Source organism: Massiliimalia timonensis (genome assembly GCF_900186585.1).
In the GTDB taxonomy this organism is placed as follows: Bacteria; Bacillota; Clostridia; order Oscillospirales; family Ruminococcaceae; genus Massiliimalia; species Massiliimalia timonensis.
The window spans coordinates 135,168-160,055 of the sequence record NZ_FYDD01000004.1; the positions used below are offsets into that span (position 1 = coordinate 135,168).

At 48.1% G+C, this 24,888-nt stretch carries 20 protein-coding genes and 1 riboswitch; of the genes, 7 read left to right on the forward strand and 13 right to left on the reverse strand.

The features are described from left to right. Positions 1–123: 123 nt before the first annotated feature. The 3 genes from rny to CIB36_RS08395 all read left to right on the forward strand — a co-directional run bounded on the left by rny (position 124) and on the right by CIB36_RS08395 (position 6,981). Positions 124–1,689: a ribonuclease Y gene (gene rny, locus CIB36_RS08385; RefSeq protein WP_093989129.1), complete on the forward strand. Its 1,566-nt coding sequence runs from the start codon at positions 124–126 to the stop codon at positions 1,687–1,689. 166 nt (positions 1,690–1,855) lie between these two features. Further along, positions 1,856–1,938, forward strand: a riboswitch (cyclic di-GMP riboswitch). Positions 1,939–2,040: 102 nt separating this feature from the next. Continuing rightward, positions 2,041–2,262 carry a DUF6514 family protein gene (locus CIB36_RS08390; protein WP_093989130.1) on the forward strand — a complete coding sequence of 74 codons (222 nt, stop codon included), beginning with the start codon at positions 2,041–2,043 and terminating at the stop codon, positions 2,260–2,262. Between the two features lie 18 nt (positions 2,263–2,280). Then, a complete protein-coding gene (locus tag CIB36_RS08395) occupies positions 2,281–6,981 on the forward strand; it encodes an EAL domain-containing protein (RefSeq protein ID WP_093989131.1) in 4,701 nt (1,566 codons plus the stop codon). Positions 6,982–7,055: 74 nt separating this feature from the next. Here CIB36_RS08395 and aspS read toward each other — a convergent pair whose 3' ends face one another. From aspS to CIB36_RS08455, 12 genes are all read right to left on the reverse strand, one after another. Next, complete coding sequence (gene aspS / locus CIB36_RS08400; protein ID WP_093989132.1) at positions 7,056–8,837, reverse strand: aspartate--tRNA ligase; 1,782 nt, start codon at positions 8,835–8,837, stop codon at positions 7,056–7,058. A 15-nt stretch (positions 8,838–8,852) separates the two neighbouring features. Next, the gene (hisS, locus tag CIB36_RS08405) at positions 8,853–10,202 is read right to left on the reverse strand and encodes a histidine--tRNA ligase (RefSeq protein WP_093989133.1); all 1,350 of its coding nucleotides are present in this window, start codon (positions 10,200–10,202) and stop codon (positions 8,853–8,855) included. 290 nt (positions 10,203–10,492) lie between these two features. Further along, positions 10,493–10,900, reverse strand: a complete 408-nt coding sequence (locus CIB36_RS08410) for a methylglyoxal synthase (RefSeq protein ID WP_093989134.1) — start codon at positions 10,898–10,900, stop codon at positions 10,493–10,495. Positions 10,901–10,999: 99 nt separating this feature from the next. Beyond that, complete coding sequence (locus tag CIB36_RS08415; RefSeq protein ID WP_093989135.1) at positions 11,000–11,740, reverse strand: P-loop NTPase; 741 nt, start codon at positions 11,738–11,740, stop codon at positions 11,000–11,002. Positions 11,741–11,888: 148 nt separating this feature from the next. Beyond that, positions 11,889–13,853, reverse strand: coding sequence for a peptidoglycan D,D-transpeptidase FtsI family protein (locus CIB36_RS08420; protein WP_093989136.1), 1,965 nt, complete (start codon positions 13,851–13,853; stop codon positions 11,889–11,891). Between the two features lie 14 nt (positions 13,854–13,867). After that, positions 13,868–14,368 carry a rod shape-determining protein MreD gene (gene mreD / locus CIB36_RS08425; RefSeq protein ID WP_093989137.1) on the reverse strand — a complete coding sequence of 167 codons (501 nt, stop codon included), beginning with the start codon at positions 14,366–14,368 and terminating at the stop codon, positions 13,868–13,870. Then, on the reverse strand, positions 14,365–15,189 hold the full coding sequence (gene mreC / locus CIB36_RS08430) for a rod shape-determining protein MreC (RefSeq protein WP_158662639.1): 825 nt from the start codon (positions 15,187–15,189) through the stop codon (positions 14,365–14,367). Before mreC ends, mreD begins: the two co-directional genes overlap by 4 nt. A 58-nt stretch (positions 15,190–15,247) precedes the next feature. Further along, positions 15,248–16,276 (reverse strand): rod shape-determining protein, encoded by a 1,029-nt coding sequence (locus CIB36_RS08435; protein WP_093989139.1) that lies wholly within the window; start codon positions 16,274–16,276, stop codon positions 15,248–15,250. A gap of 113 nt (positions 16,277–16,389) precedes the next feature. After that, positions 16,390–16,953, reverse strand: coding sequence for a Maf family protein (locus tag CIB36_RS08440; RefSeq protein WP_229408222.1), 564 nt, complete (start codon positions 16,951–16,953; stop codon positions 16,390–16,392). A gap of 97 nt (positions 16,954–17,050) precedes the next feature. Continuing rightward, positions 17,051–17,320: a DUF4321 domain-containing protein gene (locus CIB36_RS08445; RefSeq protein WP_093989140.1), complete on the reverse strand. Its 270-nt coding sequence runs from the start codon at positions 17,318–17,320 to the stop codon at positions 17,051–17,053. 12 nt (positions 17,321–17,332) lie between these two features. Then, positions 17,333–19,402 carry a U32 family peptidase gene (locus CIB36_RS08450; RefSeq protein ID WP_093989141.1) on the reverse strand — a complete coding sequence of 690 codons (2,070 nt, stop codon included), beginning with the start codon at positions 19,400–19,402 and terminating at the stop codon, positions 17,333–17,335. Further along, positions 19,383–19,763: a cell division protein ZapA gene (locus CIB36_RS08455; protein ID WP_154825406.1), complete on the reverse strand. Its 381-nt coding sequence runs from the start codon at positions 19,761–19,763 to the stop codon at positions 19,383–19,385. The genes CIB36_RS08450 and CIB36_RS08455 overlap by 20 nt, the downstream gene beginning before the upstream one ends. Positions 19,764–19,920: 157 nt before the next feature. Here CIB36_RS08455 and CIB36_RS08460 point away from each other — a divergent pair, with 157 nt between their 5' ends. The 4 genes from CIB36_RS08460 (at position 19,921) to CIB36_RS08475 (ending at position 24,103) form a co-directional block, all read left to right on the forward strand. Next, entirely contained in the window at positions 19,921–20,688 is a 768-nt protein-coding gene (locus CIB36_RS08460; RefSeq protein WP_093989143.1) for a heparan-alpha-glucosaminide N-acetyltransferase, read from the forward strand. 252 nt (positions 20,689–20,940) lie between these two features. Then, positions 20,941–22,416 (forward strand): IMP dehydrogenase, encoded by a 1,476-nt coding sequence (guaB, locus tag CIB36_RS08465; protein WP_093989144.1) that lies wholly within the window; start codon positions 20,941–20,943, stop codon positions 22,414–22,416. A gap of 162 nt (positions 22,417–22,578) precedes the next feature. Next, positions 22,579–23,385 carry an HAD family hydrolase gene (locus tag CIB36_RS08470; RefSeq protein WP_093989145.1) on the forward strand — a complete coding sequence of 269 codons (807 nt, stop codon included), beginning with the start codon at positions 22,579–22,581 and terminating at the stop codon, positions 23,383–23,385. Positions 23,386–23,440: 55 nt separating this feature from the next. After that, positions 23,441–24,103, forward strand: coding sequence for a zinc-ribbon domain-containing protein (locus tag CIB36_RS08475; RefSeq protein ID WP_203226443.1), 663 nt, complete (start codon positions 23,441–23,443; stop codon positions 24,101–24,103). Between the two features lie 43 nt (positions 24,104–24,146). Here the strand turns inward: CIB36_RS08475 and deoD are convergent, their stop codons facing one another. Continuing rightward, complete coding sequence (gene deoD, locus CIB36_RS08480; protein WP_093989146.1) at positions 24,147–24,857, reverse strand: purine-nucleoside phosphorylase; 711 nt, start codon at positions 24,855–24,857, stop codon at positions 24,147–24,149. Positions 24,858–24,888 lie beyond the last annotated feature (31 nt).

The following is a 24,888-nucleotide window of genomic DNA, read 5'->3' on the forward strand; positions in this document are numbered from 1 at the left end:
TGACATCGCCACCGAAAAATTATACAATAAATAATGATAATGTATTAAATGCTTAAAGTTGCGAATTGATAGATGGAAGAAAAAGGGCATCTTGAAAATTGAACACAGGAGGTAATGAAACAAATGACAACCACAATGGTAATCCTGTTGTGTCTGGCGTCATTTGTCGTTTCCGGTATTATCTTTGCTGTCATTGCTTTTCGGGTGGGGATCTCCCACCGAAAAAAAATAGCGGAGGCAGAAATTGGAAGTGCGGAGGCGGAAGCCCAGCGTATTTTAACGGACGCAGACAAAGACGCTGCGACCCGGAGAAAAGAAGCGCTGTTAGAAGCTAAGGACGAGATCCACAAGCTTCGTTCGGAGGCTGACCGCGATATCAAGGAACGGCGAAATGAAGTATCCAGACAGGAACGTCGGATTATGCAAAAAGAAGAGTCCCTCGATAAAAAGATGGACAGTTTAGAGAAAAAAGAAGAAAAACTAAACGACAAATTAAAACAAGCAGACCAAAAATTAGAAGAAGCCGAAATTATCAAACGCAGCCAGATCGACAATCTGGAGCGGATCTCCGGCCTGACGGCAGAAGAAGCAAAGGCACAATTACTGGCTTCTCTGGAAGACGATCTGGTGTATGAAAAGGCTCAGAAAATCACCGCCTATGAACAACAGATCAAAAATGAATGCGAAGACAAGGCAAAAGAACTGATTTCCCTTGCTATCTCCAAGCTGGCTGCAGAACAGGTTTCTGAAGCCACTGTCTCTGTTGTGGCGCTGCCAAACGATGAAATGAAAGGACGCATCATCGGAAGAGAAGGCCGCAACATTCGTGCGATTGAAACATTGACAGGTGTCGACCTCATTATCGACGACACACCTGAAGCGATAACATTATCATGCTTTGACCCTGTTAGACGGGAACTTGCCCGCCTAACCCTTGAAAAACTGATTTCAGACGGACGGATCCATCCGTCACGAATCGAAGAAACGGTGGAAAAATCCCGCCGTGAAATCGAACATAAAATCAAAACGGAAGGGGAACGCGCGATCTTGGAAACGAACGTTCATGGCGTTCATTACGAAATCGTCAAGCTCCTTGGCCGTCTCACCTATCGGACCAGCTATTGCCAGAACGTGCTCAACCACTCCATTGAGGTGGCGCACCTTGCCGGCATTATGGCTTCCGAATTGGGAGTAGACGCAACCACAGCACGCCGCGCAGGCCTGCTGCACGACATTGGAAAAGCCCTCAATCACGAGATCGAAGGTTCTCATGTCCAGATCGGCGTCGATGTATGTCGGAAATTTAAGGAAAGTCCAGCAGTACTTCACGCAATTGAGGCGCACCACAATGACGTGGAACCGAAGACCGTGATCGCCTGTTTGGTACAGGCGGCTGACGCAATTTCAGCAGCCCGTCCGGCGGCAAGAAGAGAAAATCTGGAAAGCTTTATCAAGCGGCTGGAAAAACTGGAAGAAATCGCAAACTCCTTTGACGGAGTTGAAAAATCCTTTGCGATTCAGGCTGGCCGTGAAGTCCGTGTTATGATCAAGCCGGAAGTTATCAAAGACGACAAAATGGTTTTGGTCGCCCGCGATATTGTAAAGCGAATTGAAAACGAACTCAATTACCCGGGCCAGATCAAGGTCAACTTGATCCGTGAAAGCCGTGCAATTGAATTTGCCAAATAAAAAAGGATGGTGCTTAAAGCACCATCCTTTTTTATTTTAGAATCGGCGATATACAATTTGATATAAATATTATATTAATTTTTAATGGTAATATTCTGGTAAAATTTTGCAAATATTGGAATTGGTTGTTGACTTTTATTGGAAAATATGTTAACGTAATAATGAATTAAATAATTAGCAAACCCGGTGAAAACCGGTGGCGCAAAGCTATAGGGTCTTCGTCTTCTGACATGACAGCCAGTTGCAGCAATCAAACACAAGCTTTTGTGTTTTTTGTTTACAATTTGCCTGCAGCTTTTCGTCTGCAGGCTTTTTATTTGCAAAATATGAACGAGACTTGGGGTATTGATCATGTATCAGACAACAATCGGTATGTACTCTATAGAGGGCAAGAACTATACGTCTTTTGGCATTCGCTGCGATGCGGTTTCGATCGAAGATATTTCTCCAGACAAACGAGCAGTTGACTCTCTGGTGGCATTGTGTAATTCCGAAGAACTGGAGCCGATCCACCTTTATGATATTGTAGAGGATTTTTTAACCAGTAACCAGATTCCACTGCAAACCGTATAATGATCGGAGGAGCATGATATGGCAGATATATTGACAGAACGGCAATCAAGGGCTTTTTCTAGATTAAAGGCGATGATGCATACCTATCTGGTTGAACGGGATGTGGAAAAGACACTTTCTTTTTACACAGAGGATATACAGAGCATTGGGACAGGCGCCCAAGAAGTAGCTTTAAATAAATCTGAACTCAGAAAACTGATTGAAGATGAAATCAAACAGGATCCTATTCCTTTCCAGATCGCCTTTAAACAAGTCGTTGCGTCAGAGCATACAGACATTTCTCTTTATGCAGTGGTCCAGGTAAAAAAGCAATTATCTGGTGGTATCCCGATCCAGGTGGAAATGCGGCAAAGCGCCATGCTTTGTGAGGTGGAGGGCACGTTTTATATCAAAGCTGTCCACGTTTCTTTTCCTGCTGCACAGCAAACAGAGGAGGAATTCTTTCCGATTATTTTTGGGGAGCAGCTCCTCAGCCAGCAGGCATCCAAAATTGATAGAAAGCTGCTCCAGCTTGTCGGCGAGGCTTTGCCGGGCGGTATTATGGGGGGATACTGCGAACCTGATTTCCCTCTCTATTTTATCAACGACCGGATGCTGGAATACCTTGGCTACCCTACATACGACGCTTTTGTCGAGTCGGTCGATGGACTTGTCATCAACTGCATCTATCCCAGCGACCGGGAACATGTCATTCAAACTGTTTTCAACGCTTTCCAAACCGGAGATACCTATACGGTTACCTACCGTATGTTTAAAGCCGACGGGGGCTTTGTATGGGTATACGACAAAGGCCGAAAGATCACTGTAGAGGATGGGCGTGAAGTGATCATCAGCGTATGCTTCGATGTCACTGCCCAGGTTGAGGCGGAAAATGAGCTTTCCTTCATCGCGCAAAGCCAGATCGGCGGGCTTTTCAAAGCGCGGATAGACGAGGGATTCACCATTCTTTACGCCAATGAATGCTATTACCAGATCCACGGATATACCCAGCAGGAAATACAGGACAAGCTGCAAAATCATGCCGTACATCTTGTTTATCCCGAAGATCTTCCAGAGGTTTCTCAAAAAATTGAAAAGGCGATCCAGCAGGGACAAACCTCTCTTTGTCTGGAATACCGTATCATTCGCGGGAACGGGCAGCTGGCATGGATTCACGCCAGTGCTGGGCTTACCCATACCAATGAGGGGATGATCCTCAGTGGTATGGTGATCAATATTGATGAACGCAAGCATTTTGAACAGCAGCTGCAATGGAGCGAATCCCGTTTCCAGATCGCGATTGAACAAACTAAAATCAATGTATGGGAATATGATCTGAAAACAAGATGCATTATCCAAACAGACAAATCACATCAGGTTTTTGGCGGGGAAAAAACGATCCGCAATGTCCCCGACAGCCTGATCCAAAGCGAGAGTATCCATCCGGACGACGCGCAAAAATATCTGGATCTATATGAACAGCTATACCAAGGTGCTGCCACAGCACAGGCTGTTGTACGGATTTTGGCAACCGACGGGAAATACTATTGGGAAAAAATAAACTATACCAATATCTTTGACCCGGATGGAAGGCCGGTACGTGCCGTTGCCGTGTCGGAGGATATCACTGCTCAAAAAGAAGCCGAACAGCGTTTTTTTCAGGAGGAGCATTTGTTGGAAATGCTTTCTGCCGACGTGCTGATCTCCGCAAAAATCAATCTTACACAAAATAAGGTGCTCCGCATCTGGAGCGAAAACTACCAGCCAAATTCTTTTCAGGATCTGGTAACCTATGACCAGCTATACCGCGAGATTTTGGCCTGTATCGCCAACAAGGGAGATCAAAAGCGTTTTGAAGAGACCTTTTCTATTGAGGCGCTTGAACAGGCTATCTCAGAAAATCGCCAAACTCTCCACCACGAATACCGCTGTACCACTGCAAACGGAAAGATCATCTGGTGCTCGTTCCATTTGGCTATCTTATGCGATCCTGAATCGTCTGAGCTTTACGCGTTATGTTATGTACGGGACATTAACGAGCGAAAGAAGACTGAGTTAGCTTTGCGTGAACGTGCGGAACGGGATGCCCTGACCGGACTTTATAACCGGCAGACGGCAGAATCCATGATCGGGCAGCTGCTTTCCCAGAATCAGGAACAAAAAGGCCTCTGCGCATTTTTTATCATTGATATGGACGATTTTAAACAGATCAATGATAAATATGGGCACCATATCGGGGATAAGCTCTTAGAGGAGATCGGCCGGATCCTGCGTGTGGAATCTGATGGAAACAGTATTGCCGGACGTTTCGGCGGAGATGAGTTCATCCTTTTCTTTGAACAGATCCCCAACCGTAAAACAGCAACGGAAGCGGCGGAAAAGGTCTGCCGGAAACTAAACATCAGTTTTTCCGTTGGCAATGAGCCCCTGTGCACTTCTGCTTCTGTTGGTGTCGTTATTTCCGAAATAAAGGGCACCAGTTTCCAAAAGCTGTTCCAGCAGGCGGATTCCGCACTTTATGATGCTAAATTTCAAGGAAAGGCGCAGTTCACTTGTTTTAACGGTCATTCCCAGACGCATACCATGGGGATGCTTTACGATGGATGTATCGCCAAGCGTCATCTGGGCGCCGAGTGCATGATGGATGAGCTAGATGACGCGATCTTTGTCATTGATGAAATAAACCACAGTATTTTGTTTATGAATGAAAGCGCTCAAAGGGAATTTGATCTGGAAGACTACCATGGCAGAAAATGCTACGAGGTCCTACAGGGTTTTTCCCAACCATGTGTATTCTGCCAAAACCATCTTCCTGAGGAACAAGGGTTCAAAACCTGGGAAAACCTAAACTCCCGGCTGCATAAGCGTTTTATGATTCGGGATAAAATCATCCATTGGGATGGCGCCCGTGCGCGACTGGAGATTTTTACTGATCTGACTAAGCACGAAGCCCAATTAAATTCCAAGGTTCTGGCGGAACACGTTCTGTTAGAGTGCGCTTCTTTGTTATTGACTACCAAGTCTTTGGAACACGCTGTCCAAGGTGTTTTGGAAAATTTGGGTAAATTTTACCGGGCAGACCGGACCTACTATGTTAAAGTCAAAGATTTTGAGATCCAGGTTTCCCCAGAGGATTGGTGCGCGCAAGGGGTTTTTCCTGCCCAGAATGAGAATGAACGGATCGCACACAGTCAAATTTCCGACTGGCTGGCCGACTTAAAGGAAAAGCGGGTCGTCTTATTCCACGAGATCGAACAGATCCAAACCCTGTTTCCGGAAAAGTTTGCGATCCTAACAGAAAAAAATGTACAAACCTTTGCTGCAGTCGCCCTGCTTGATGATTCTAACTTGATCGGATATATTGGGATCGAAAATCCACGGGGAAATTTAGACAACACCACCCTGCTACAGTCGCTTTCCTATTTTATGACTAATGAAATTATGAAACGCCGGATCCAAGTCCAGCAAAAGCATTTGGCCGACCACGACCTGATGACTGGTTTATTGAACTGGGAATGCTATACCAGAAGCATTTCCCAGCTGCATCCTGAGGCATTATCCTCGCTGGGGGCAGTTGTTGCGGACGTTAACCACCTGCGCCTGATCAATCAGGAATACGGCCATGATTACGGCGATTCTCTTCTGCAAAACCTTGCCGGTCTTATGATCCAGGAATTTGGAAAACAGGCTGCATTCCGAATCGGCGGTGATTCCTTTGTGGCATTAAGCCAGGACATCACTTACGAAACGTTTATGTCCAAGGTGCAGCGGCTCCGCTCCTTGTCTAACAACGCTTGCCCTGGCTGTGTTTCATTTGGCTTTTCTTGGGAAGACGAAGATATCATCCCCAACCAAGTGCTGAATATCGCATGGGATTATTTGACGATGATCAAACACACCAAAGGTGATCCATGTCATGATGACCGGCTGCGCGCTATCCGTCTGGAGCGTTTAAAAGCCGCTTTGGATAACCGCAATTTCCAAGTATACCTCCAGCCCAAGGCGGAGATCAAAAGCGGCGAGATCAAAGGAGCAGAAGCGCTGGTACGGTATTCTGACGAGCTTCATGGAACAGTGCCGCCCATGAGCTTTATCCCTCAGCTGGAGGCCGAGAATAACATCCACTACATTGACTTTTTTGTTTTGGAGGAGGTGTGTAAAACCTTACGTTCTTGGCTGGACCGCGGCCTTCCTGTTTTTCCGATCTCCATCAACTTCTCCCGCTGCACCTTGATCAAGGAACATGTTGTAGATACCATCAACGCCATTGCCAACCGGTACAGGATCGACCGCTCCCTTTTGGAGATCGAAATCACCGAAAGCATGGGAGAATTGAACCGGCGCACCCTCACCGAAATCAGCCAGCAGGTGATCGATGCGGGATACCGGCTGTCCTTAGATGACTTTGGCTCGGAATACAGCAATATCTCCATCCTTTCCGCCCTGCCGATCAGCGGTCTGAAATTTGATAAAAGCGTGATGAACGATCTGTATTCCAATGCGACGACCCGGCTTCTGGTGGAGAACCTGATCCATGTCTGCCACGAAATGGGGATCGACAGCATTGCGGAAGGAGTAGAGGAAAAAGAACAGCTGGATATTTTAAAATCCTTTGGTTGCACCTATGCACAGGGGTATTTTTTCAACAAGCCTCTTCCTATTAAGGATTTTGAGCGCAAATATCTGGAAGGGTCCATGTGGACATTGGCTGATCCTCCCAGTATTATAAGGTGCTTATAATAAAAAGCGGCCCAAATATTTTGGGCCGCTTTTTAAAAATCCCCTCCGCCGTATTTTGGCGGAGGGGATTTTCTTTATTCTTCTGTTTGGATCAACTGGATCCCCAGTTCCCGGAGCTGCTGTTCGTCAACCGTTGACGGGCATTCGCTCATCAACTCGCTGGCGTTCTGCACTTTGGGGAACGCCACAACATCGCGCAGGCTTTCCGCCCCTGTCATGATCATAGCAAGCCGGTCTAAACCGATCCCCATGCCGCCGTGCGGCGGAGCGCCGTACTGGTACGCATCCACTAAGAACCCGAATTTCGCTTCGATCTCTTTCTTGCTTAGTCCCAACGCTTCAAACATTTTCTGTTGTAAAACCGGGTCGGTAATGCGGATAGACCCGCTGGACAGTTCTGTTCCGTTAAGCACCAGGTCGTAGGCCTTTGCACGGACACGACCCGGATCGGTTTCCATGTATTCCAGGCATTCATCCATCGGCATGGTAAACGGGTGATGCATAGCGATCCATGTTTTTTGCTCCTCATCCCATTCAAAAAACGGGAATTCAGTGATCCACAGGAAATTATATCCCTCTGGAATGATGTCTAGCTGTTTTGCCACAGTCAGGCGAAGCGCGCCCAACACTGGCAGAGTAACGCTGTTTTTATCCGCCACAAACAGGGCGACATCTCCCTTTTCACAGCCCAAACGCTCCAGAATCGCCTCCAGTTCCCCCTCTTTCATAAACTTGGAGAAAGAGCAGGACGGCGTTTCATCTGCCCAGCGGACAAAGGCAAGCCCTTTTGCCCCGATCCCACGGACATATTCCACCAGCTTGTCGATATTCTTCCGGGTCAGCGCCGAGGCCGCATTTTTTGCAACGATCGCACGCACACTGCCGCCGTTTTCTACGGCGTTTTGGAACACACCGAATTCACTGTCTTTCACTAAGTCAGACACATCCGTAATTTCCATTCCAAAACGGGTATCCGGTTTATCAGAGCCGAACCGTTCCATCGCTTCCTGATAGGTCATCCTTGGAAGCGGGGTAGGAACATCCACATGCAGCACATCCTGAAAAACTTTTTTCACAAAGCCTTCCCCAATTTCCAGCACATCGTCAATGTCCACAAAGCTCATTTCCATGTCGATCTGGGTAAATTCCGGCTGACGGTCCGCGCGCAGGTCCTCGTCGCGGAAACAGCGCGCTAGCTGGATGTACCGGTCATAGCCCGCGATCATCAAAAGCTGTTTGTAGATCTGCGGGGACTGCGGCAGCGCATAAAATTTCCCATTGTGCACCCTAGAGGGAACCAGATAGTCCCGCGCGCCCTCCGGTGTGGATTTCATCATCATCGGCGTTTCGATCTCCAGAAAGCCATTTTCGTAAAAATACTCCCGGGTAGACTTTGCGATCTCATGCCGGATCCGTAAGTTATCCTGCAATGTTTTCCGACGCAGGTCCAAATACCGGTATTTCAGCCGGATCTCGTCATTGACCTTGTTGTCCCCGCTGATGTGGAACGGCGGTGTCTGCGCTTCAGAAAGGACGCGCAGCTCCGTGACAAAGATCTCTACATCCCCGGTTGGGATGTCTGGGTTCGGGGCTTCCCGCTTTAATACTGTCCCCTTAGCAATCACCACATATTCACTGTGCAGTCCCGCTGCCTTTTCGTGGACAGCCGGGTCGCTGCGATCGTCAAAGGTGAGCTGGACGATCCCTGTCCGGTCGCGCAGATCAACGAAGACCAGCGTCCCCTTATCCCGCTGTTTCTGCACCCAGCCGCCGACTACAACTTCCTTTCCCTCATCTGCAAGGCGTAGATCCCCGCAGTAATGTGTTCTTTTTAAGCCTTTCATGCTTTCCGCCATTTCCCTGTACACTCCTTACCGTTTCATTCCCATTGCCGAAGCCAGCGCTTCCCCGCCGAATTCTTCCGCCAAATCCTCTGTTGCCCGTTCAATGGTAATATCATAAAGCGCCTGTGCCAGGTCAGCCCGGAAATCGACCTCCCGTTCTGTCCCGGTTTCCATCTCTTTGAGTTTTGCAATGCCGGATTCCAGCTCGCTGTCCCCCAGTACCATCGTATATTTCGCGCCGATTTTGTTGGCATATTTCATCTGCGCCTTTACGCTCCGGTTCATTAGGTCGCATTCCGCATAAAACCCCTCCGAACGCAGTGCGTTGGTCAACTCGCACGCTTTGATATTTGCTGCTTCTCCCATGCTTGCGATAAACAACTCACAGGTTTCCGGTTTTGGAATTTCGATTCCCTGTGCCTCCATGATCAGCAAAAGCCGTTCCAAACCAACGGCAAAGCCCAGCGCCGGGGTCGGGTCCCCGCCCATCTGTTTTACCAGCCCGTCGTAACGGCCTCCGCCGCAGACCGTAGCCTGCGCGCCCAAATCGCCGGAAATAAATTCAAATACAGTCTTGGTATAGTAGTCAAGCCCCCGCACAATCGTGGGGTCGATCTTATATTCGATCCCCAGCGCGTCCAGACGTTTTTTCACCCCTTCAAAGTGCTCTTTACAGTCGTCACACAGATAATCCAAGACGACCGGCGCTCCTTTAGCGATTTCTGAGCAGACCGTGCTCTTGCAGTCTAAGATCCGCATGGGGTTTTTGTCCAGGCGTTCCAGACAGGTCGTACAAAGCTTGTCCTGATACTGCCGGAAGTATTCGGTCAGCGCCTTGTGGTATTCCGCGCGGCAGGTTGGGCAACCGATGGAATTGATATTCAGCATTACCTGCTTTAAGCCGATCATCTGGAACAGTTCCCGCGCAACGCAGATAACCTCTACATCCGCACTGGGTGACTGCGCGCCGAACATCTCCACCCCAAACTGGTGGAACTCACGCAGCCTGCCTGCCTGTGGGCGTTCATGCCGGAAACACGGGGTAACATAACACACCTTTAACGGGAGCGCACCCTTTAGCAGGTTGTTTTCGATCGCGCTTCTCACAGCACCAGCCGTCCCTTCCGGTTTTAGGCCGTAAAGGTCCTTCCCTTTTTCTGCGCGGACCTCATACATTTCTTTTTGGACTACATCGGTAGTGTCCCCAACCGATCGCTTGAACAGATCCATCTGCTCAAATGTTGGGGTCCGCATTTCTGAAAAACCAAACAGACCGGCGTTTTCCAAAGCCAGTCTTTCTACAAACTGCCATTTATAGCTGTCTGTTCCCAGTATATCCTGTGTGCCTCTTGGCGCCTTAATGATTTTACCAGCCATCCTCATTTCCTCCTATTACTATCAGTATTTATCCTTTTTATAATACTGTTTGTTATAATCAAAAAACTCCTCGTCCCTCTGATCTACAATCGACCAAGGGACGAAGAGCTTTCTCTCCGTGGTGCCACCCAAGTTCAGGCAAATTGCCTCTCTTTATTCCGTTTGATACCGTCAAACAGAAAAAACGTAAGCTCCAAAGCTATCTTCCAAAAGGCTGACGCAGGCAGTTCTCAGCAAATACCGCCTTCTCTGTGGGCACACACCTTTTGTACTCCGTCTTTTTCCTCGCTTTATACATTCCTTGGATTTACAATATTTCTCCAATCCAAGTCGCCGCGTTCCAACCCGTGAACCAAAACCTCTGCCGTTGCAATATTCGTTGCAATCGGGACATTATGGAAATCACATAAACGCAACAGGTTATTTTCATCCGGGTCCAAATCCTTTTCAGAAAGGGAACTCCGGAAAAACAACACCATGTCGATCTCGTTGCAGGCAACGCGGGAAGCAATTTGCTGCGCTCCGCCCTGTGTGCCGCTTAAAAACCGTTGAATCTGCAAACCGGTTGCTTCGGAAACAAATTTACCGGTGGTCCCTGTAGCGCATAAAGTATGGCGGCTTAAAATTCCGCAATAAGCAATACAAAACTGAACCATCAATTCCTTTTTGGCATCATCTGCGATTAGTGCGATATTCATCTTAAACCCCTTTTCTCAGACAACAAGTCGTCACCGCTGCTATCTGTTGTCTGCCAAATAACAACGTGCTGTATGTAAAATAATGTAGTGCTGAAATGATTACAGCCGGTCAATTACCAGAGGGACATATATCCCCTCCAGCCGTTTGGACAATGCCAAAAATACCTTTGACGGCCTGGTATCTTCCGGAAGGATCAACCCCCTTGATTGTGCATTCTGCAAAGCCAAATCCTCAGTAAGAACGCCGATGAGCGGTGCACCCACCCCGTCGATCACATCATCCAGATCATGGATGCTGGATTTTCTGACCGCCGCACGGCTGACACGGTTTATCATAACTCCGTAATCGGAAAAATGCATTTCTTCCATCATCTCAGCCACCTTGGCCCCGTCACGGATGCAAACCGGGTCCGGCGTTGCTACGATCACGGCGTAATCAGAAAGGTCGCGGACAGCCATCATGCTGATGCCTAACCCTGCGGGAGTGTCCAAAATAATGATGTCAAACTTTTCTTTCAGATCGTTGACGCATTTGACCAGATCCTCGAACCGAAATTGAAGAAGCGTACGGGAAGGCGCTGCCAAATACCACAGTCGCGGTATTTCTTCCGACTGCACAACGGCATCCCAAGGGAGGCATCTCCCTTGTAGCACATCTCCCAAATCGTACACGATCCGATTTTCCATCCCCAGCATCAAATCAAGCCCGCGAAGACCCATATCCAACTCTACAATCAGCGTTTTCTTGCCACGGCGGGCAAATGCCGCCGCAACACCTGCTGAAACGGTGGATTTTCCAACGCCGCCTTTCCCTGAGGTTACGGAAATAATCTTCGTCATATACTGTTACTTGCCTTTCTATCAAACCATATGAGGAAAATTTAGATAGTTCCCCATACTATGATATACTCATATTTTACCAATCATTCTTCTATTTGTCAAAGTTTTTTTAGGTGAATAAACTTTTGTTGTAGGTTTTTTGCATAAATCACCCATTTGATTGTGAATTTTGCAATATCTCACCTTCTGCTTTACATTCTTCATAGTAAGATATGATGTCGCTCAGCAGTTTTGCGGTGCCTCCGCCGCAATCCTCTACAATACAGCTCACAGCGATCTGCGGCTCTTCCAACGGATAGAATCCAATAAAATCATTGTTTACACGCCTAATCGAAGTGGTTTGGGCAGTCCCCGTCTTTTGCGCCGCGCCGCTGATCCCCGCTTTTTGAGCGGCAAGTTCCATCCCCTCTTCGATCACCTGATAATGCGTTTCGGAAAGTTCAAATTCTGATGCAATCACCGGCTTGGTGATCTGCTCCTCCCCGCCCATAGGTTGGATGGAATGGATGATATGCGTTTCATACCGGGTGCCCCGGTTCGCGATGGTCATAGCTTCACAGGCCATCTGGATCGGAGAAACCGCCGTTTCATTCTGTCCAATAGCAGCTTGGAGCAAATCGCCCGGGTACCATGTCCCACCCAGCGATTCGGTAACTTCCGGCGAGGCAAACCGTCCCTTTGCCTGCTGGATCTCCAGACCCGTTTTTTGTCCTAGACCCATATATGCGGCATATTCATTCATCGTTTCGATTCCAAGGCGCTGCCCCAGTTGATAAAAAAAGGTGTTGCAGGACCAGTGCAGTGCTTCTGTCAAAGAGGTCGGTCCGCTGTGATTCGTTTGCAGGCAGGTGTACTTCTGATCACGGTATTCATATGGGCTGACGCAGACCAGCTCCTCCTGCGGCAGTAGCTTTCCCTCAGATAAAGCAGCGGCTGCGACCATCGGCTTTAAAGAAGAGCCCGGACGATACAGCCCATCCAATGCCCGGTTAAACAAGGGCTTTGTGTCATCCTGAAGCAATGCCTGGTAGTCTTCCTGATACTGTTCCATGCTATAGTTTGAGGAATTTACCGCAGCGAGCACCTCTCCCGTCTTGACATCCAGAACCACGATCGCCCCGCCTTTGGAACGGTATTCCTCGCTATGGGCAGTGCTGACAAATTCGGACAACAGCTTTTGCAGCTTTTCCTGAAGAAGGGCGTCAATGGTCAGCCTCACAGTACTTCCCGCAATGGTTTCCTGCTGTACAACGGTATCTATTACCGTTCCTTCTTTGCTTTGGATCACCTTGATTTTTCCGTTCTGCCCCCTCAGTTGTTCTTCCAAAGCGCTTTCCACACCGGATTTTCCCACAATATCGTCCATCGCATAGCCTTTCCCTTTCAACTCGGCATACTCTTCCTGATAGATCGGACCTACGGTGCCGATCAGCTGAGAAGCTACCTCCCCATTTTGGTATACTCTGGACGGGACTTCCTCGATCTCGGCCCCGGGCAAAAGGCTCTGTTCTTCTTCGATCCGGCTCACTGCCTGAATCGTCAGTTTTTCTGCAAGCGGATACCTGCTCCCCGTCACAAACCGATCCTTTTCCATGCTGTAGCGTACCCGCAAAATCTCAAAGGTAGTTGGCGTCAGCTTTTCCAAGCCGTACCGTTTCAGCAAAAGGTCCGTATATTCCCGCGCGGATAGGTCCTGCTCTGTTTTTAACAAGTCAGCCAATTCATTCGCGGAATCAGCATCAGAAAACTGAATTCTTTCCTCCTTCCACTCCAAAGGACAGTCCTGCTTCCAGGAAATACCCTCCTCGGATAAAATTTTCATTAATCGGGATAATACCAAATTCGTTTCCTCTTTTTCCAAAAAGGTGCGGTCCAAAATCAGCCGGAAAGACGTTTCACTGGCGGCAAGGACCCTGCCGTACCGATCTGTAATAGTTCCCCGCGCAGCAGGGACCGTCTTCACTGTGATCACCTCATTTTGTGCTTTTTTCAGCAGTTCTTCTCCCCTTACTACCTGAAAATCCGATAGGCGGAAGCAGGTGGATCCAAACATTGCCAACAATAACAGTGCTAAAACACAGGTCCGTTTGTAAACCATTTTCTGCTTTTCCACAAAGCTCCCCCTTTCTATTCCACCGGTAGTTCAAAAAAATGTGAGATCCTGCGAATAACAGGCGCAAACAAAAATATCCAGACTACTGTGTAGCCTGTCTGCCATAAGCCATAATAAATATCAAAATTCTTCCATTCCCCTGCCAAAAGGACCTGAAAAGCCTGCTCCAGTGAAGTGATGATCAAACAAAGCAGGGCGGCATTCCATAATTTTGCCTGGAACAAGTACCGGCACAGCAAAGAAACCCCTGTCATGCAGACAACCAAAAATACCGCCCGGGACCCAAAAATACCGCCGGCTGACCAGTCCCACCAAAGCCCGGCGCCCATACCGCAAACCGCCGCACAAAGCTCAGATTCCTCCGCCGCAATACTCACCAGCAGGGGGATCAGCAACAGCGGCCTGACCCCCTGCACCGGAAGCATCCCTGGGGTAGCCTGGATCACCGCACACACGAAAAGCATCAACGTATAGATCAAAAAACGGATTCTGCTCTTTTCCTGTGCGAATATCATGGTTCCTCCTTCTGTCCATCGAAGCCGGTGAGCACCATGACGTCAGTCAGCCGGGAAAGGTCGATCACAGGTTCTAGGCTCGCCGCATAGGTAGTCCCGCTTTTTTGCTTTTCACTTTTTTTAACACTTCCAATCAAGAGCCCGCGCGGGCAATTCCCTCCAGCGCCGGAAGTGACGATCAGCGCGCCCTCCTCCGGCTCCTGGGTCAGATACCTGATCTCACAGGAATCTCCGTTTCCGGATACGACGCCCAGATAATTGGTGCTATTATCATATGCCCCCACCTGAAAATTTGGATCAGTCAAGGCTGTCACCACCGCGTAATTTGCTCCAGCTTTCTCCACACGGCCCACCAGACCGCCCGCCACCAAAACCATATCCCGTTCCTGCACATCCTGCCGGGTCCCTTTGTTGATCGTAAACCGGTTATCACCCCATTCGGGGTCCCGGCTGATGATGCTAGCCTCTTCAAAGGTATAGTCGGGATGTTCTTCTTTTATCCCAAGTATCCCCTTTAGCTGTAGGTTTGACCGTTTTAATTCCTCGTATTCCACAAGCTTTCTCTTTAACTCATCCCGTTCCTGCTCCACTTCCCGAAAATTTTCCTCCAACTCTCCGTAATGAAACAGCCTGTTCCAGAATCCGGTCACAGTTTGCGTCAATGCAGTGCTTTGCCTTTGCAGGGGAACCGCTAGGGCGGCGATCGCCTGTTCTGCCGGCGTAACAGGGGTGGCGGCGGCAGAATAAACGCAAACGCCGCCCAGTATCACTAACATGATCACAATCACTTTAAAGCCGCCGCTGCGAAAAAACTGTTTCACCTTTCCCTCTCCTTTCTTCCGTTTAAAAAAGGATACGATCTTCCGACCGTATCCTTTTTTAATATGCGCGCTCAAACGTTCTCCCAAGCCCTCGGTCCAGCACTTCGCCCAATTTGTCAAAATGGTCTAATACCATCCCAGCCCCTTTTGCCACACAGTCCAGCGACTCTTCTGCAATCAGTACCGGCATCCCGGTTTCCTCCGCGATCAGGCGGTCCAGCCCCAGCAGTAAGGCGCCGCCCCCGGTCAGCGTTACGCCGCTGTTGATAATATCTGCCGCCAGTTCCGGAGGCGTGCGTTCAAAAGTGATCCGCACCGCGTTTAAGATCTGGGAAACCGGCTCCGACAATGCTTCCCGGATCTCCGCAGAGGAGATCACCAAATTTTGCGGAAGCCCGTTGATCAGGTTCCTGCCTTTGATCTCCATGGCGCGTTCTTCTTCCATTGGATATGCGGAGCCTATCTCTATCTTGATTCGTTCCGCAGTCCGCTCCCCGATCAACAAACTGTAGTTCTTTTTAATGTAGCGGATGATCGAACTATCAAACTCGTCTCCGCCCACCCGGACAGAACGCGCGGTCACGATCCCGCCTAAAGAGATCACCGCCACTTCGGTGGTCCCGCCGCCGATGTCAACCACCATACTGCCGGTTGGCTCTGCTACAGGTAACCCGGCGCCGATCGCTGCGGCCATAGGCTCCTCAATGATAGACACCTTTTTTGCCCCCGCCTTTTCGGCAGATTCTTTTACCGCGCGGCGTTCCACGTCAGTGACTCCGGACGGGATACAGATCACGATCCGCGGTTTTGTCAAGGAGTGGTTCATCGCGCGTTTTATAAAGGTCTGAAGCATGCTGGTGGTAATGTCAAAATCAGCGATCACACCGTCTTTCAGCGGGCGCACCGCCACGATGGAACCGGGCGTCCGGCCGATCACATCCTTTGCCTCCTGCCCCACGCTTTTGACGACATTATTGCGGATATCCACCGCCGCAACAGACGGCTCGCGGATAATAATGCCTTTGCCTTTCATATATACAAGGGTATTCGCTGTCCCTAAATCAATTCCAATTTCTTTTGAAAACATTTTTGGTGTTTTCTCCTTTCCAGAAGCCGTATAGTGATATTCTGTCCGCAAAACAGCAAAATATGTCACCTGACTTTAAAAAATGAGAAAACACCAAATTTTCTTTTTCGATCTTAAAATTTTTGCAGTACCTTCCTTAATTTTGCCACAGGCAGTCCTACCACACTATAGTAATCCCCGTTGATCCGCTCGACCAACGCGCCTGCATATCCCTGGATCCCATAAGCGCCCGCTTTATCAAACGGCTCGCCGGTATCCAGATACGCTTCGATCTCCGAATCGGTCAGCATTTGGAACGTCACCTTTGTGGTTTGGTGAAACACAGACTTTTTCCCGCGGCGCATCACGCATACCCCTGTTATCACCCGGTGAGTCCGGCCGGACAGGCTTAACAGCATTCTTTTTGCTTCCTCCCTGTTTTCGGGGATTCCAAACACCTCGTGATCCGGGGACAATACGATGGTATCGCACCCGATCACCAGATCCTCTGGATGCTTTTCCCACACTGTTTTTGCTTTTCCCTCCGCTAAAAGCCGGACCAGCCGTTCCGGTATCCTTTCCTGAACCGCCTTTTCTTCAAAATGGGAGGGTTCAATAGAAAATTTGGGAACGATCATTTGAAGCAGCTCTTTCCTGCGCGGCGACTGCGACGCCAGAATAACCATCTTGCTTATCATTGCTTTCGCTTAACGAAAGCACTCCTTTCTCATGTAATTGGGATCCGATTTCTCTTTTCGTGATAAAAAAGCTCCTTTTTTAGAGGAGCTTTTTTCATTAGATCCGTTTTCCAACCTTACTATAAAAGATCAGCGACCCGATAATACAAAACAACAACGCCAAATTCATTTGCAGGCTAAAACCAAAGGAAAAACTGAATACAGACAGGTCGATGGTGATTGGATTCGGCACCCCGATCCCAATACTTTTCCCCCAGGTCAAAAAGTTTAAAAAGGATACCTTTTGGGCAATTTCCGTTAAAACGCTCCCCAGCAGAATCCCCATCAATAAAAACATGGTAAAAACCAACCCGTTTTTAAACTTCATTCTTTTTCCTCCTTATTGTATCCCACGATAAGCAAGCCCGCGGGTAAACTCCCCTTTTGCCGGCTCTCCGGCAAAATAAGCGTCAAGCACTTCGGAACAGCTTTGCTTTGCCTCGTCCGTAAAATAAAGCAGCGCAAAATCAGTGTGGGCAAAATCCGCCTTTTTATCACACAGCCACAGCACCCGGCTGTTTAATAGCTCCTGATATTCCCGGTCGTGGCACAGCACCCTGAATTTCGCCCCGGTCCGGTCGGTCAGCACGCTCTTTCCCTGGCACGCCGCGCAGCCATTTACGCTTTTGACAGGGCAGTTTTTCAGCAGCATCAGCGGCAGGGAGCCATAAGCCACAAACCCAAAGGGAATCGTTCCCCGCAGGCGTTTTATCTTCTGCGCAGTCAGTTCAAAGGACAGGACCATATCTTCAAGACCAAGTTCCTCATACTGCGCGATACTCATGGAATTGGTGCAGTTTAAAAAACAGGAGCCATGTACCTGCATGGACAAAAGCCTGCCGATTTGGATATGCGCGGGATTGCTGGCAGACAAATGGATAAACCCCTGCTCCCGCAAGGCCCTGCACTGTTCAATCACCCTGTTTTCCGTTCCGGCCATAAAACGTTCCGGCTCCAGTATGATTTTGGAGGAATATGGCAATAATACCTTTGCGTGCCGCCAAACCTCCCCGATCGGCAGGATCACCCAATCCAGCCGGTCCAGCCATTCCCACGGTATTTGCCCGGCACGCTCAAACCGCGCGCGTATACCGCGCAACGTTCTTTTTCGGGGCTCGGTAAACACAAACGGCCGGTCCTCAAAGGTTATTTCAGAAGAATTTTTTCGCTGTGCTTCCAGCTTTGTCACCGCTTCCCGCCTCAGCTCGTTTAAAGCGGAACGGGGAAGCATCAGGCCCTCTTCCAGTTTCCCGGTCAGATCCTCCAAATAAAACACCGTGCCGCCCAGCTTTTCCAGCGCTTCTTTCGCGCTTTCCAGCGTAATGGGGCGGCGCTGCGCAGTCTGCGGAACATCACCGTATGCCATCACAGTGCCTTTCCCTGCCTCTGCACTCAGCCGGGCAGGCTCGCCCGCCTTTATGCTGAGATGCATCCTAACAGGAAACAACGGTTTTTCTTTCCGGTAGGTTTCCCGCAGGTTTGAAAGCACCTGATTTGTCGCGGAAAGCACGTCCTCCTTTTGCCGGTAGCCGAACATGTCCGCACCGGTCTTTCCGGTAAAGTAGCCGTCCGTAAACCCACTGCGCGAAAAAACAGCGCGCAGGCGTTCCATATCAGGTGTTTCCCCCTGTTTTAACGCCGCGTAAGCGGAAACCGCCGCCGCCACATATTCCGGCCGTTTCATCCTGCCCTCGATCTTCAGCGAGGTGATCCCCAGCCCGCAAAGCTCTTCAAAGTGTCCCGCCAAACAGTTGTCCTTTAAAGAAAGGTCATATCGTTCCTGTCCCGGCACAGATGAAAAAGGCAGCCGGCAGGTCCCTGCACAACTGCCCTTATTTCCGCTTCTTCCTCCGATCAAGGCGCTCATATAACACTGCCCGGACACGGACATGCACAGCGCGCCGTGAACAAACACTTCAATTTCCAGCCCAGTCTGTTCTGCAATCTCACGGATCTGTTCTTTGGAAAGCTCCCTTGACAGGACGACCCGTTTTGCCCCCAGCTCTTTTAACAGCAAGGCACCCTGTACTGTGTGCACAGTCATTTGGGTAGAAGCATGGATCCGCATTTGCGGGCACAGCCTCCGCACCGCGCGCAGTACCCCAAAATCCTGGACGATCAGAGCGTCCACCCCGGCCTCGCAGGCCAGCTGGACTGTTTTTCGCAACAGGGGGAATTCCTCGTCGAAAACCACAGTATTCAGCGTTTGATATACCTTTACCCCGTGCAGATGGCAAAACCGCACCGTTTCACGAAAGCTTTCATCAGTAAAGTTTTCCGCATTCTGGCGGGCATTTAAAGCTTTCTGTCCAAGATAAACAGCGTCTGCGCCATTCAGCACAGCCGCTGTCACAGATTCCACATTTCCTGCCGGGGCTAGAATTTCGATCTTATGCTTCTGCCGCATCATCAAGCTTTGCTTTCAAGGTATAAAGGCTTAACTGGTTTTCCAGATCTTTCTTTTCATCTTCCAGCTGTTCTACCCGTTTTTCCAGCTCGTCCGCTTTATTGTTGGCCTGCATTGCATCATTGATGTAATCCTTCAGCTGGAATCTTAAATTGTCAACATCTGTTTCCATCTTGGTTTTCGCGTCAAAGGCATCCAAAGAAGCAAGAATACACGCACTGGTAATGGACAATGTTTCGTCCGCTTTCATAATTTCACGAATGGTACGGTCAATGGTTCTTGCCAAGCCTACCACATATTCTTCTTTCTCCGGAGTTTTGAGAACATATTCTTTTCCCAATATGGTAACTCTCACTTTATTCATCTCAAACACCCTGTCCCTTTCTGCTGCCCAAAAGCAGCCCGGAATATATACAGTATCATTATAATACGAAATCCTGTTTCATTCAAGTATAAACTTATCAGATCATCCCTTAATTTGCGGTTTTTCCACGAAAGCAGGAGCATCTTAGGAGGTTTTTATGCAATCCGCTTATAATAAAAAGCATCGAATCTTTTTACTGGACGAGATCCGGGGATTTTCTATCCTCTGCATGGTAGTTTATCACGGCGTCTACAATCTGCTCACCTTTTTCCCTATTTCTTTTCCTTTCTTTTACAGCCCGCTTGTAATTTTCCTGCGCGATCTGTTCGCAGGAATGTTTATTTTGATCTCCGGCGTATCCTGCCGGTTTTCCCGAAACAACCCAAAACGGGGTCTTTTATGCCTGCTGTTTGGAATGGTTATGACCGCGGGCTCCCTCCTTTTTGTGCCGGAACTGCCTATTTATTTTGGGATCCTCCACTTTCTAGGGTGCGCTATTCTGCTGTTTGCGCTTCTTCAAAAGGCGCTGGATCATCTTTCCATTGCCGTCATGCTTCCCATATTGTGTGTGCTGTTTGCCTTATCTTGGAACTTTCCACACCGTTCCTTGGGATTCTTTTCCTACCCGATCATCCCCTTGTCGGAATCATGGTACCGATCCCCCTATTTATTTCCTATTGGTTTAAAAAATGACTTTTTCTACTCTGCGGATTATTTTCCGATCATTCCATGGATCTTTTTGTTCCTCGCTGGAACCTATCTTGGCGTTCCCTTAAAGCGCGGCAGCTTCCCGGTATTTTTTTACCAGCTGCACAGCCGTTTTTTATCTTTTGTGGGTAGGCACACTCTTTGGATCTATTTATTGCATCAGCCTCTTTTATTCGGCGGGATGTGGTTGGTAGATTGTATAATTGCAAATAGTTGATATATCTATAAATATACTTTTTGTATATTTATTTATTTCTTTCAACGACCCTTATTTTTCCCTTAACTAAGGGAAAAATGCCGCTTTTTAGGCATTTGGCGTATTTTACTAAAAAGGCGTATAAAATCTGACAGAATATCTAATTTTTTTCCATTGAAAAGTTAGGAAAAAAAGGTGTATAATGGAGAACAATATATCATTCGTACTCTTTCTGCGAAGATCATGTTTGTTAAGAAAGGAAGTGTTTGTTTCATGCTGGAAACACAGTTTGAAAACAAGTTTGTAAAAGAAGGATTGACCTTTGACGATGTATTGCTCATCCCTGCAAAGTCTGATGTTCTTCCTGCCGATGTGTCTGTTAAGACCAGGCTTGCAAAAGACATCTATCTCAATACTCCGATCATGTCTGCCGCTATGGACACCGTTACCGAATCAAAAATGGCGATTGCCATTGCGCGTGAAGGCGGGATCGGGATCATCCACAAAAACATGTCCATTGAACAGCAGTGCGACGAGGTGGATCGAGTAAAACGCTCTGAAAACGGTGTTATCCTGAATCCCTTCTATCTTGGGCCGGAACACTTTGTTTACGACGCAAATGACCTGATGGCAAAATACAAGATCTCCGGCGTTCCGATCGTAGACGACAACGGAAAGCTAATTGGCATCATCACAAACCGCGATTTAAAATTCTTAACAAACTTTAATATTAAAATCAAAGAGGTCATGACCAAGGAAAACCTCATCACTGCTCCGGTTGGCACAACAGTGGAACAGGCACAGGAAATCCTGTGCAAGCATAAGGTTGAAAAACTCCCCATCGTAGATGAAAACGGCTTGTTAAAAGGCCTTATCACCATCAAGGATATTGAAAAAGCGACCCAATATCCAAATACTGCCCGCGACAAAAAGGGACGGCTTCTCTGCGGCGCCGCGATCGGCGTAACAGCGGATGTACTGGAACGTGCAGGCGCGCTTTTAGAAGCTCAGGCTGACGTATTGGTTTTGGATTCCGCACATGGGCACAGCTTTGGCATTATGGACTGCCTGAAAAAAGTAAAAGCGGCATTTCCTGACGCAGTTGTCATTGCAGGAAACGTGGCCACCGCGGCTGCTACGGAGGATTTGATCAAAGCCGGTGCAGACGCAGTTAAAGTAGGGATCGGGCCTGGCTCTATCTGCACGACCCGTGTGGTATCCGGAATCGGCGTTCCGCAGATCACTGCTGTTTATGACGCCGCCTGCATGGCTGCTAAATACAACATCCCTGTTATCGCTGACGGCGGGATCAAGTATTCCGGGGATATCGTGAAGGCTCTTGCTGCCGGCGCTTCCACTGTTATGCTTGGGTCCCTGCTTGCTGGCTGTGATGAATCCCCAGGAGAAAATGAGATCTACCAGGGCAGAAAATTCAAGGTATACCGCGGTATGGGAAGCCTTGCCGCTATGAACAACGGTTCCAAAGATCGCTATTTCCAGCAGAACAATAAAAAGCTGGTCCCAGAAGGTGTAGAAGGGCGTGTTCCATACAAAGGACCTATTTCCGACACGATCTTCCAAATGATGGGAGGTTTGAAATCAGGAATGGGGTATTGTGGCTGCGAGACCATTGAACAGCTTCACGAAAAAGCACAATTTGTCCGTATTACCGGCGCGGGCTTAAAAGAAAGCCACCCGCACGATATTTATATCACCAAAGAAGCGCCGAACTATTCTGTACAGATCTAATGAAATCCCGCACAACAAAATTGTTGTGCGGGATTTTTGGCGTGTTTTCCAGAATTTTTCTTTGGTTTCCAACAGTTCTGTACACTGCTCCAATCTTTTTACAAATCCTTTGACAGGGGATTCTAAGTTCGATACACTGAAACCAATAAAGGAGGGAACTTCATGGTAAAAATGATCGTATCAGACATGGACGGGACCCTTTTAGACAGCAACAAAAATTTTCCGCCTGATTTTGACCAAATATTTCAGGAGCTAAAAAAACGCGGTATCTTATTTGTTGCGGCAAGCGGACGTTCCTACCCGAAACAGCGGGAAATTTTTCAGCCATATCTTGAAGACATGTTTTTTATCTGTGATAATGGGGCGAGCATCATCCACCGTGATCAGTGGCTTTACAAAAATACACTGCCGCGGGAAAAACTGGAAAAGCTTCTCACTGCCTGTGAACAGATCCCCAATATTCTCCCGATCCTCTGTGCCCCGCTTAACTGCTATTACCAGCCCTATTCCCCTGCGTTCGAGCCATATCTCCGTTCCTATTTTTCAACGGGAAATATCTTAAATGATGTGTATTCTGTTTCTGAACCCATCTTAAAGGTAGCGATCTGTGACCTGCAAAATGCCGCCGTCAACTCTTATCCAAAGCTAAAACACGAGTTAGACGATGAATTAAACCTTGTTGTTTCCGGTGAATTATGGATGGATGCTATGAATCCATTTGTAAATAAAGGGAAAGCACTGCAATTTTTGCAGAAAAAGTTCTCTATTTCCCCTGCTCAAACAATGGTCTTTGGGGATTTCTACAATGACATTGAAATGTTGGCCCGGGCTGATTACAGTTTTGTCATGGAAAACGCCAATGACGATATGAAACAATATGGACGCTGGATCGCTCCGTCCAATGACCATTATGGTGTGACACGGGAAATTTGGAAATACCTTTCCTCTGCAGATTGCTTTTTGACATAAAATATGATAAAATGGCATTAGCTATTAACATGTACTTTTGAAGAGAAGGGAAATGATGATTATGTTCTGTACAAAGTGTGGAAATAATATGCCAGATGGCGCCGCATTCTGTCCAAAATGCGGTACGGCGGCGAATATTCCTCAGGCAGCAGAAGCTCAACCTACACAGGGTGTTGGGACACAGGCGCAGGCCCCTGCCGCACCGCAGCCTGAAGCACAGGCACAGCAAAGCGCTCCTCAGCAGCCAAGCTCCTGGCAGTACCAGCAGGCGCCGACTCCAAACCAAAATCCTGCTCAGCAACAGCCTTCCGGCAGTTGGTCACAGCCTCAAGGAGCTGCTCCCAGCTCTCCGTCTGTAAGCAATTCTAAGGTATTCCGTGTATTGGCTTATGTTCCAATTTTATTCTGGCTCCCGCTAGCCTTTGACCCTCAGAACCACGACAGCCGGAAATTCAGCAATCAAGGCTTAATTTTACTGATTCTAAACGCAGGTATTTCGTTAGCCAAATTTTTGATCATTGACATTATTTTGGGTAATACTATTGGTAACATATGGAGTCTCTTTGGCGTTTACTCTGTGATCTCTGTGTTATTTAGTATCGTAGTCTGGGTTGTAAGCATATTCTGTTTTGTTTGTATGGTGATTGGTATCATCAAAGCTGCGCAGGACGAATATTTTGAAATCCCGTTGATCGGAAAATTTACATTGATCAAATAAAAAGAATGGTATGGATAAATTCCATACCATTCTTTTTTACTTTTTATCCAATCGCCGTTTCCAGCGCCAGTTTCATCATATCTGAAAAGCTCGTCTGCCGATCAGCAGAACTCAACGCCTCTCCGGTAAAGATATGGTCTGAGATGGTGCAGATACAAAGCGCCTTTTTATGGGCTTGGATCGCATTCAAATATAGAGCGTTTGCTTCCATTTCTACAGCTAAAACACCCATGTCGCGCCACTGCTCCTTGCCCTTTCCCCCATCATAGAAAAGGTCTGAACTCAATATATTTCCGGCCTTTACCGGGATCCCTAACCTTTTCGCTGTTTCCATGGCTTTTACTGCCAGTTCAAAATCACAGATCGGCGCGATCGTCCCCGAAAGACCATATTGTTCTGCATAATTAGAATTTGTGCAGGCGCCTATCCCCAGCACAACGTCCCTTAGCTTGACATCATCGCCCATACCGCCGGCCGTTCCGATGCGAATAATAGTTTCCACCTCATAAAAATGAAACAGCTCATAGGAGTAAATCCCCATGGAGGGCATCCCCATGCCACTGCCCATCACTGAAATTCGGTTCCCCTGATAATATCCGGTATATCCCAACATACCGCGGACCTCATTTACCAAGACAGCATTCTCTAAAAAATTTTCCGCAATAAACTTCGCGCGAAGCGGGTCGCCGGGCATTAATACAGTTTTTGCAAAATCACCCTGTTTTGCCTGAATATGCGGGGTCGGTGTATTCATACTGATCCTTCCTTTTCACGTTTTAGTCATT

Excerpts from the sequence above, each read along its gene's own strand:
- CIB36_RS08410 (WP_093989134.1), bottom strand. The coding sequence starts at position 10,900 with ATGAATATCGCACTAATCGCAGATGATGCCAAAAAGGAATTGATGGTT.
- CIB36_RS08435 (WP_093989139.1), bottom strand. The coding sequence starts at position 16,276 with ATGTTTTCAAAAGAAATTGGAATTGATTTAGGGACAGCGAATACCCTT.
- CIB36_RS08460 (WP_093989143.1), top strand. The coding sequence starts at position 19,921 with ATGCAATCCGCTTATAATAAAAAGCATCGAATCTTTTTACTGGACGAG.
- CIB36_RS08450 (WP_093989141.1), bottom strand. The coding sequence starts at position 19,402 with ATGATGCGGCAGAAGCATAAGATCGAAATTCTAGCCCCGGCAGGAAAT.
- mreD (WP_093989137.1), bottom strand. The coding sequence starts at position 14,368 with ATGATATTCGCACAGGAAAAGAGCAGAATCCGTTTTTTGATCTATACG.
- CIB36_RS08455 (WP_154825406.1), bottom strand. The coding sequence starts at position 19,763 with ATGAATAAAGTGAGAGTTACCATATTGGGAAAAGAATATGTTCTCAAA.
- aspS (WP_093989132.1), bottom strand. The coding sequence starts at position 8,837 with ATGGCGGAAAGCATGAAAGGCTTAAAAAGAACACATTACTGCGGGGAT.
- CIB36_RS08390 (WP_093989130.1), top strand. The coding sequence starts at position 2,041 with ATGTATCAGACAACAATCGGTATGTACTCTATAGAGGGCAAGAACTAT.
- CIB36_RS08470 (WP_093989145.1), top strand. The coding sequence starts at position 22,579 with ATGGTAAAAATGATCGTATCAGACATGGACGGGACCCTTTTAGACAGC.
- rny (WP_093989129.1), top strand. The coding sequence starts at position 124 with ATGACAACCACAATGGTAATCCTGTTGTGTCTGGCGTCATTTGTCGTT.
- CIB36_RS08415 (WP_093989135.1), bottom strand. The coding sequence starts at position 11,740 with ATGACGAAGATTATTTCCGTAACCTCAGGGAAAGGCGGCGTTGGAAAA.
- CIB36_RS08440 (WP_229408222.1), bottom strand. The coding sequence starts at position 16,953 with ATGATAAGCAAGATGGTTATTCTGGCGTCGCAGTCGCCGCGCAGGAAA.
- deoD (WP_093989146.1), bottom strand. The coding sequence starts at position 24,857 with ATGAATACACCGACCCCGCATATTCAGGCAAAACAGGGTGATTTTGCA.
- guaB (WP_093989144.1), top strand. The coding sequence starts at position 20,941 with ATGCTGGAAACACAGTTTGAAAACAAGTTTGTAAAAGAAGGATTGACC.
- CIB36_RS08445 (WP_093989140.1), bottom strand. The coding sequence starts at position 17,320 with ATGAAGTTTAAAAACGGGTTGGTTTTTACCATGTTTTTATTGATGGGG.
- hisS (WP_093989133.1), bottom strand. The coding sequence starts at position 10,202 with ATGGCTGGTAAAATCATTAAGGCGCCAAGAGGCACACAGGATATACTG.
- CIB36_RS08475 (WP_203226443.1), top strand. The coding sequence starts at position 23,441 with ATGATTATGTTCTGTACAAAGTGTGGAAATAATATGCCAGATGGCGCC.
- CIB36_RS08395 (WP_093989131.1), top strand. The coding sequence starts at position 2,281 with ATGGCAGATATATTGACAGAACGGCAATCAAGGGCTTTTTCTAGATTA.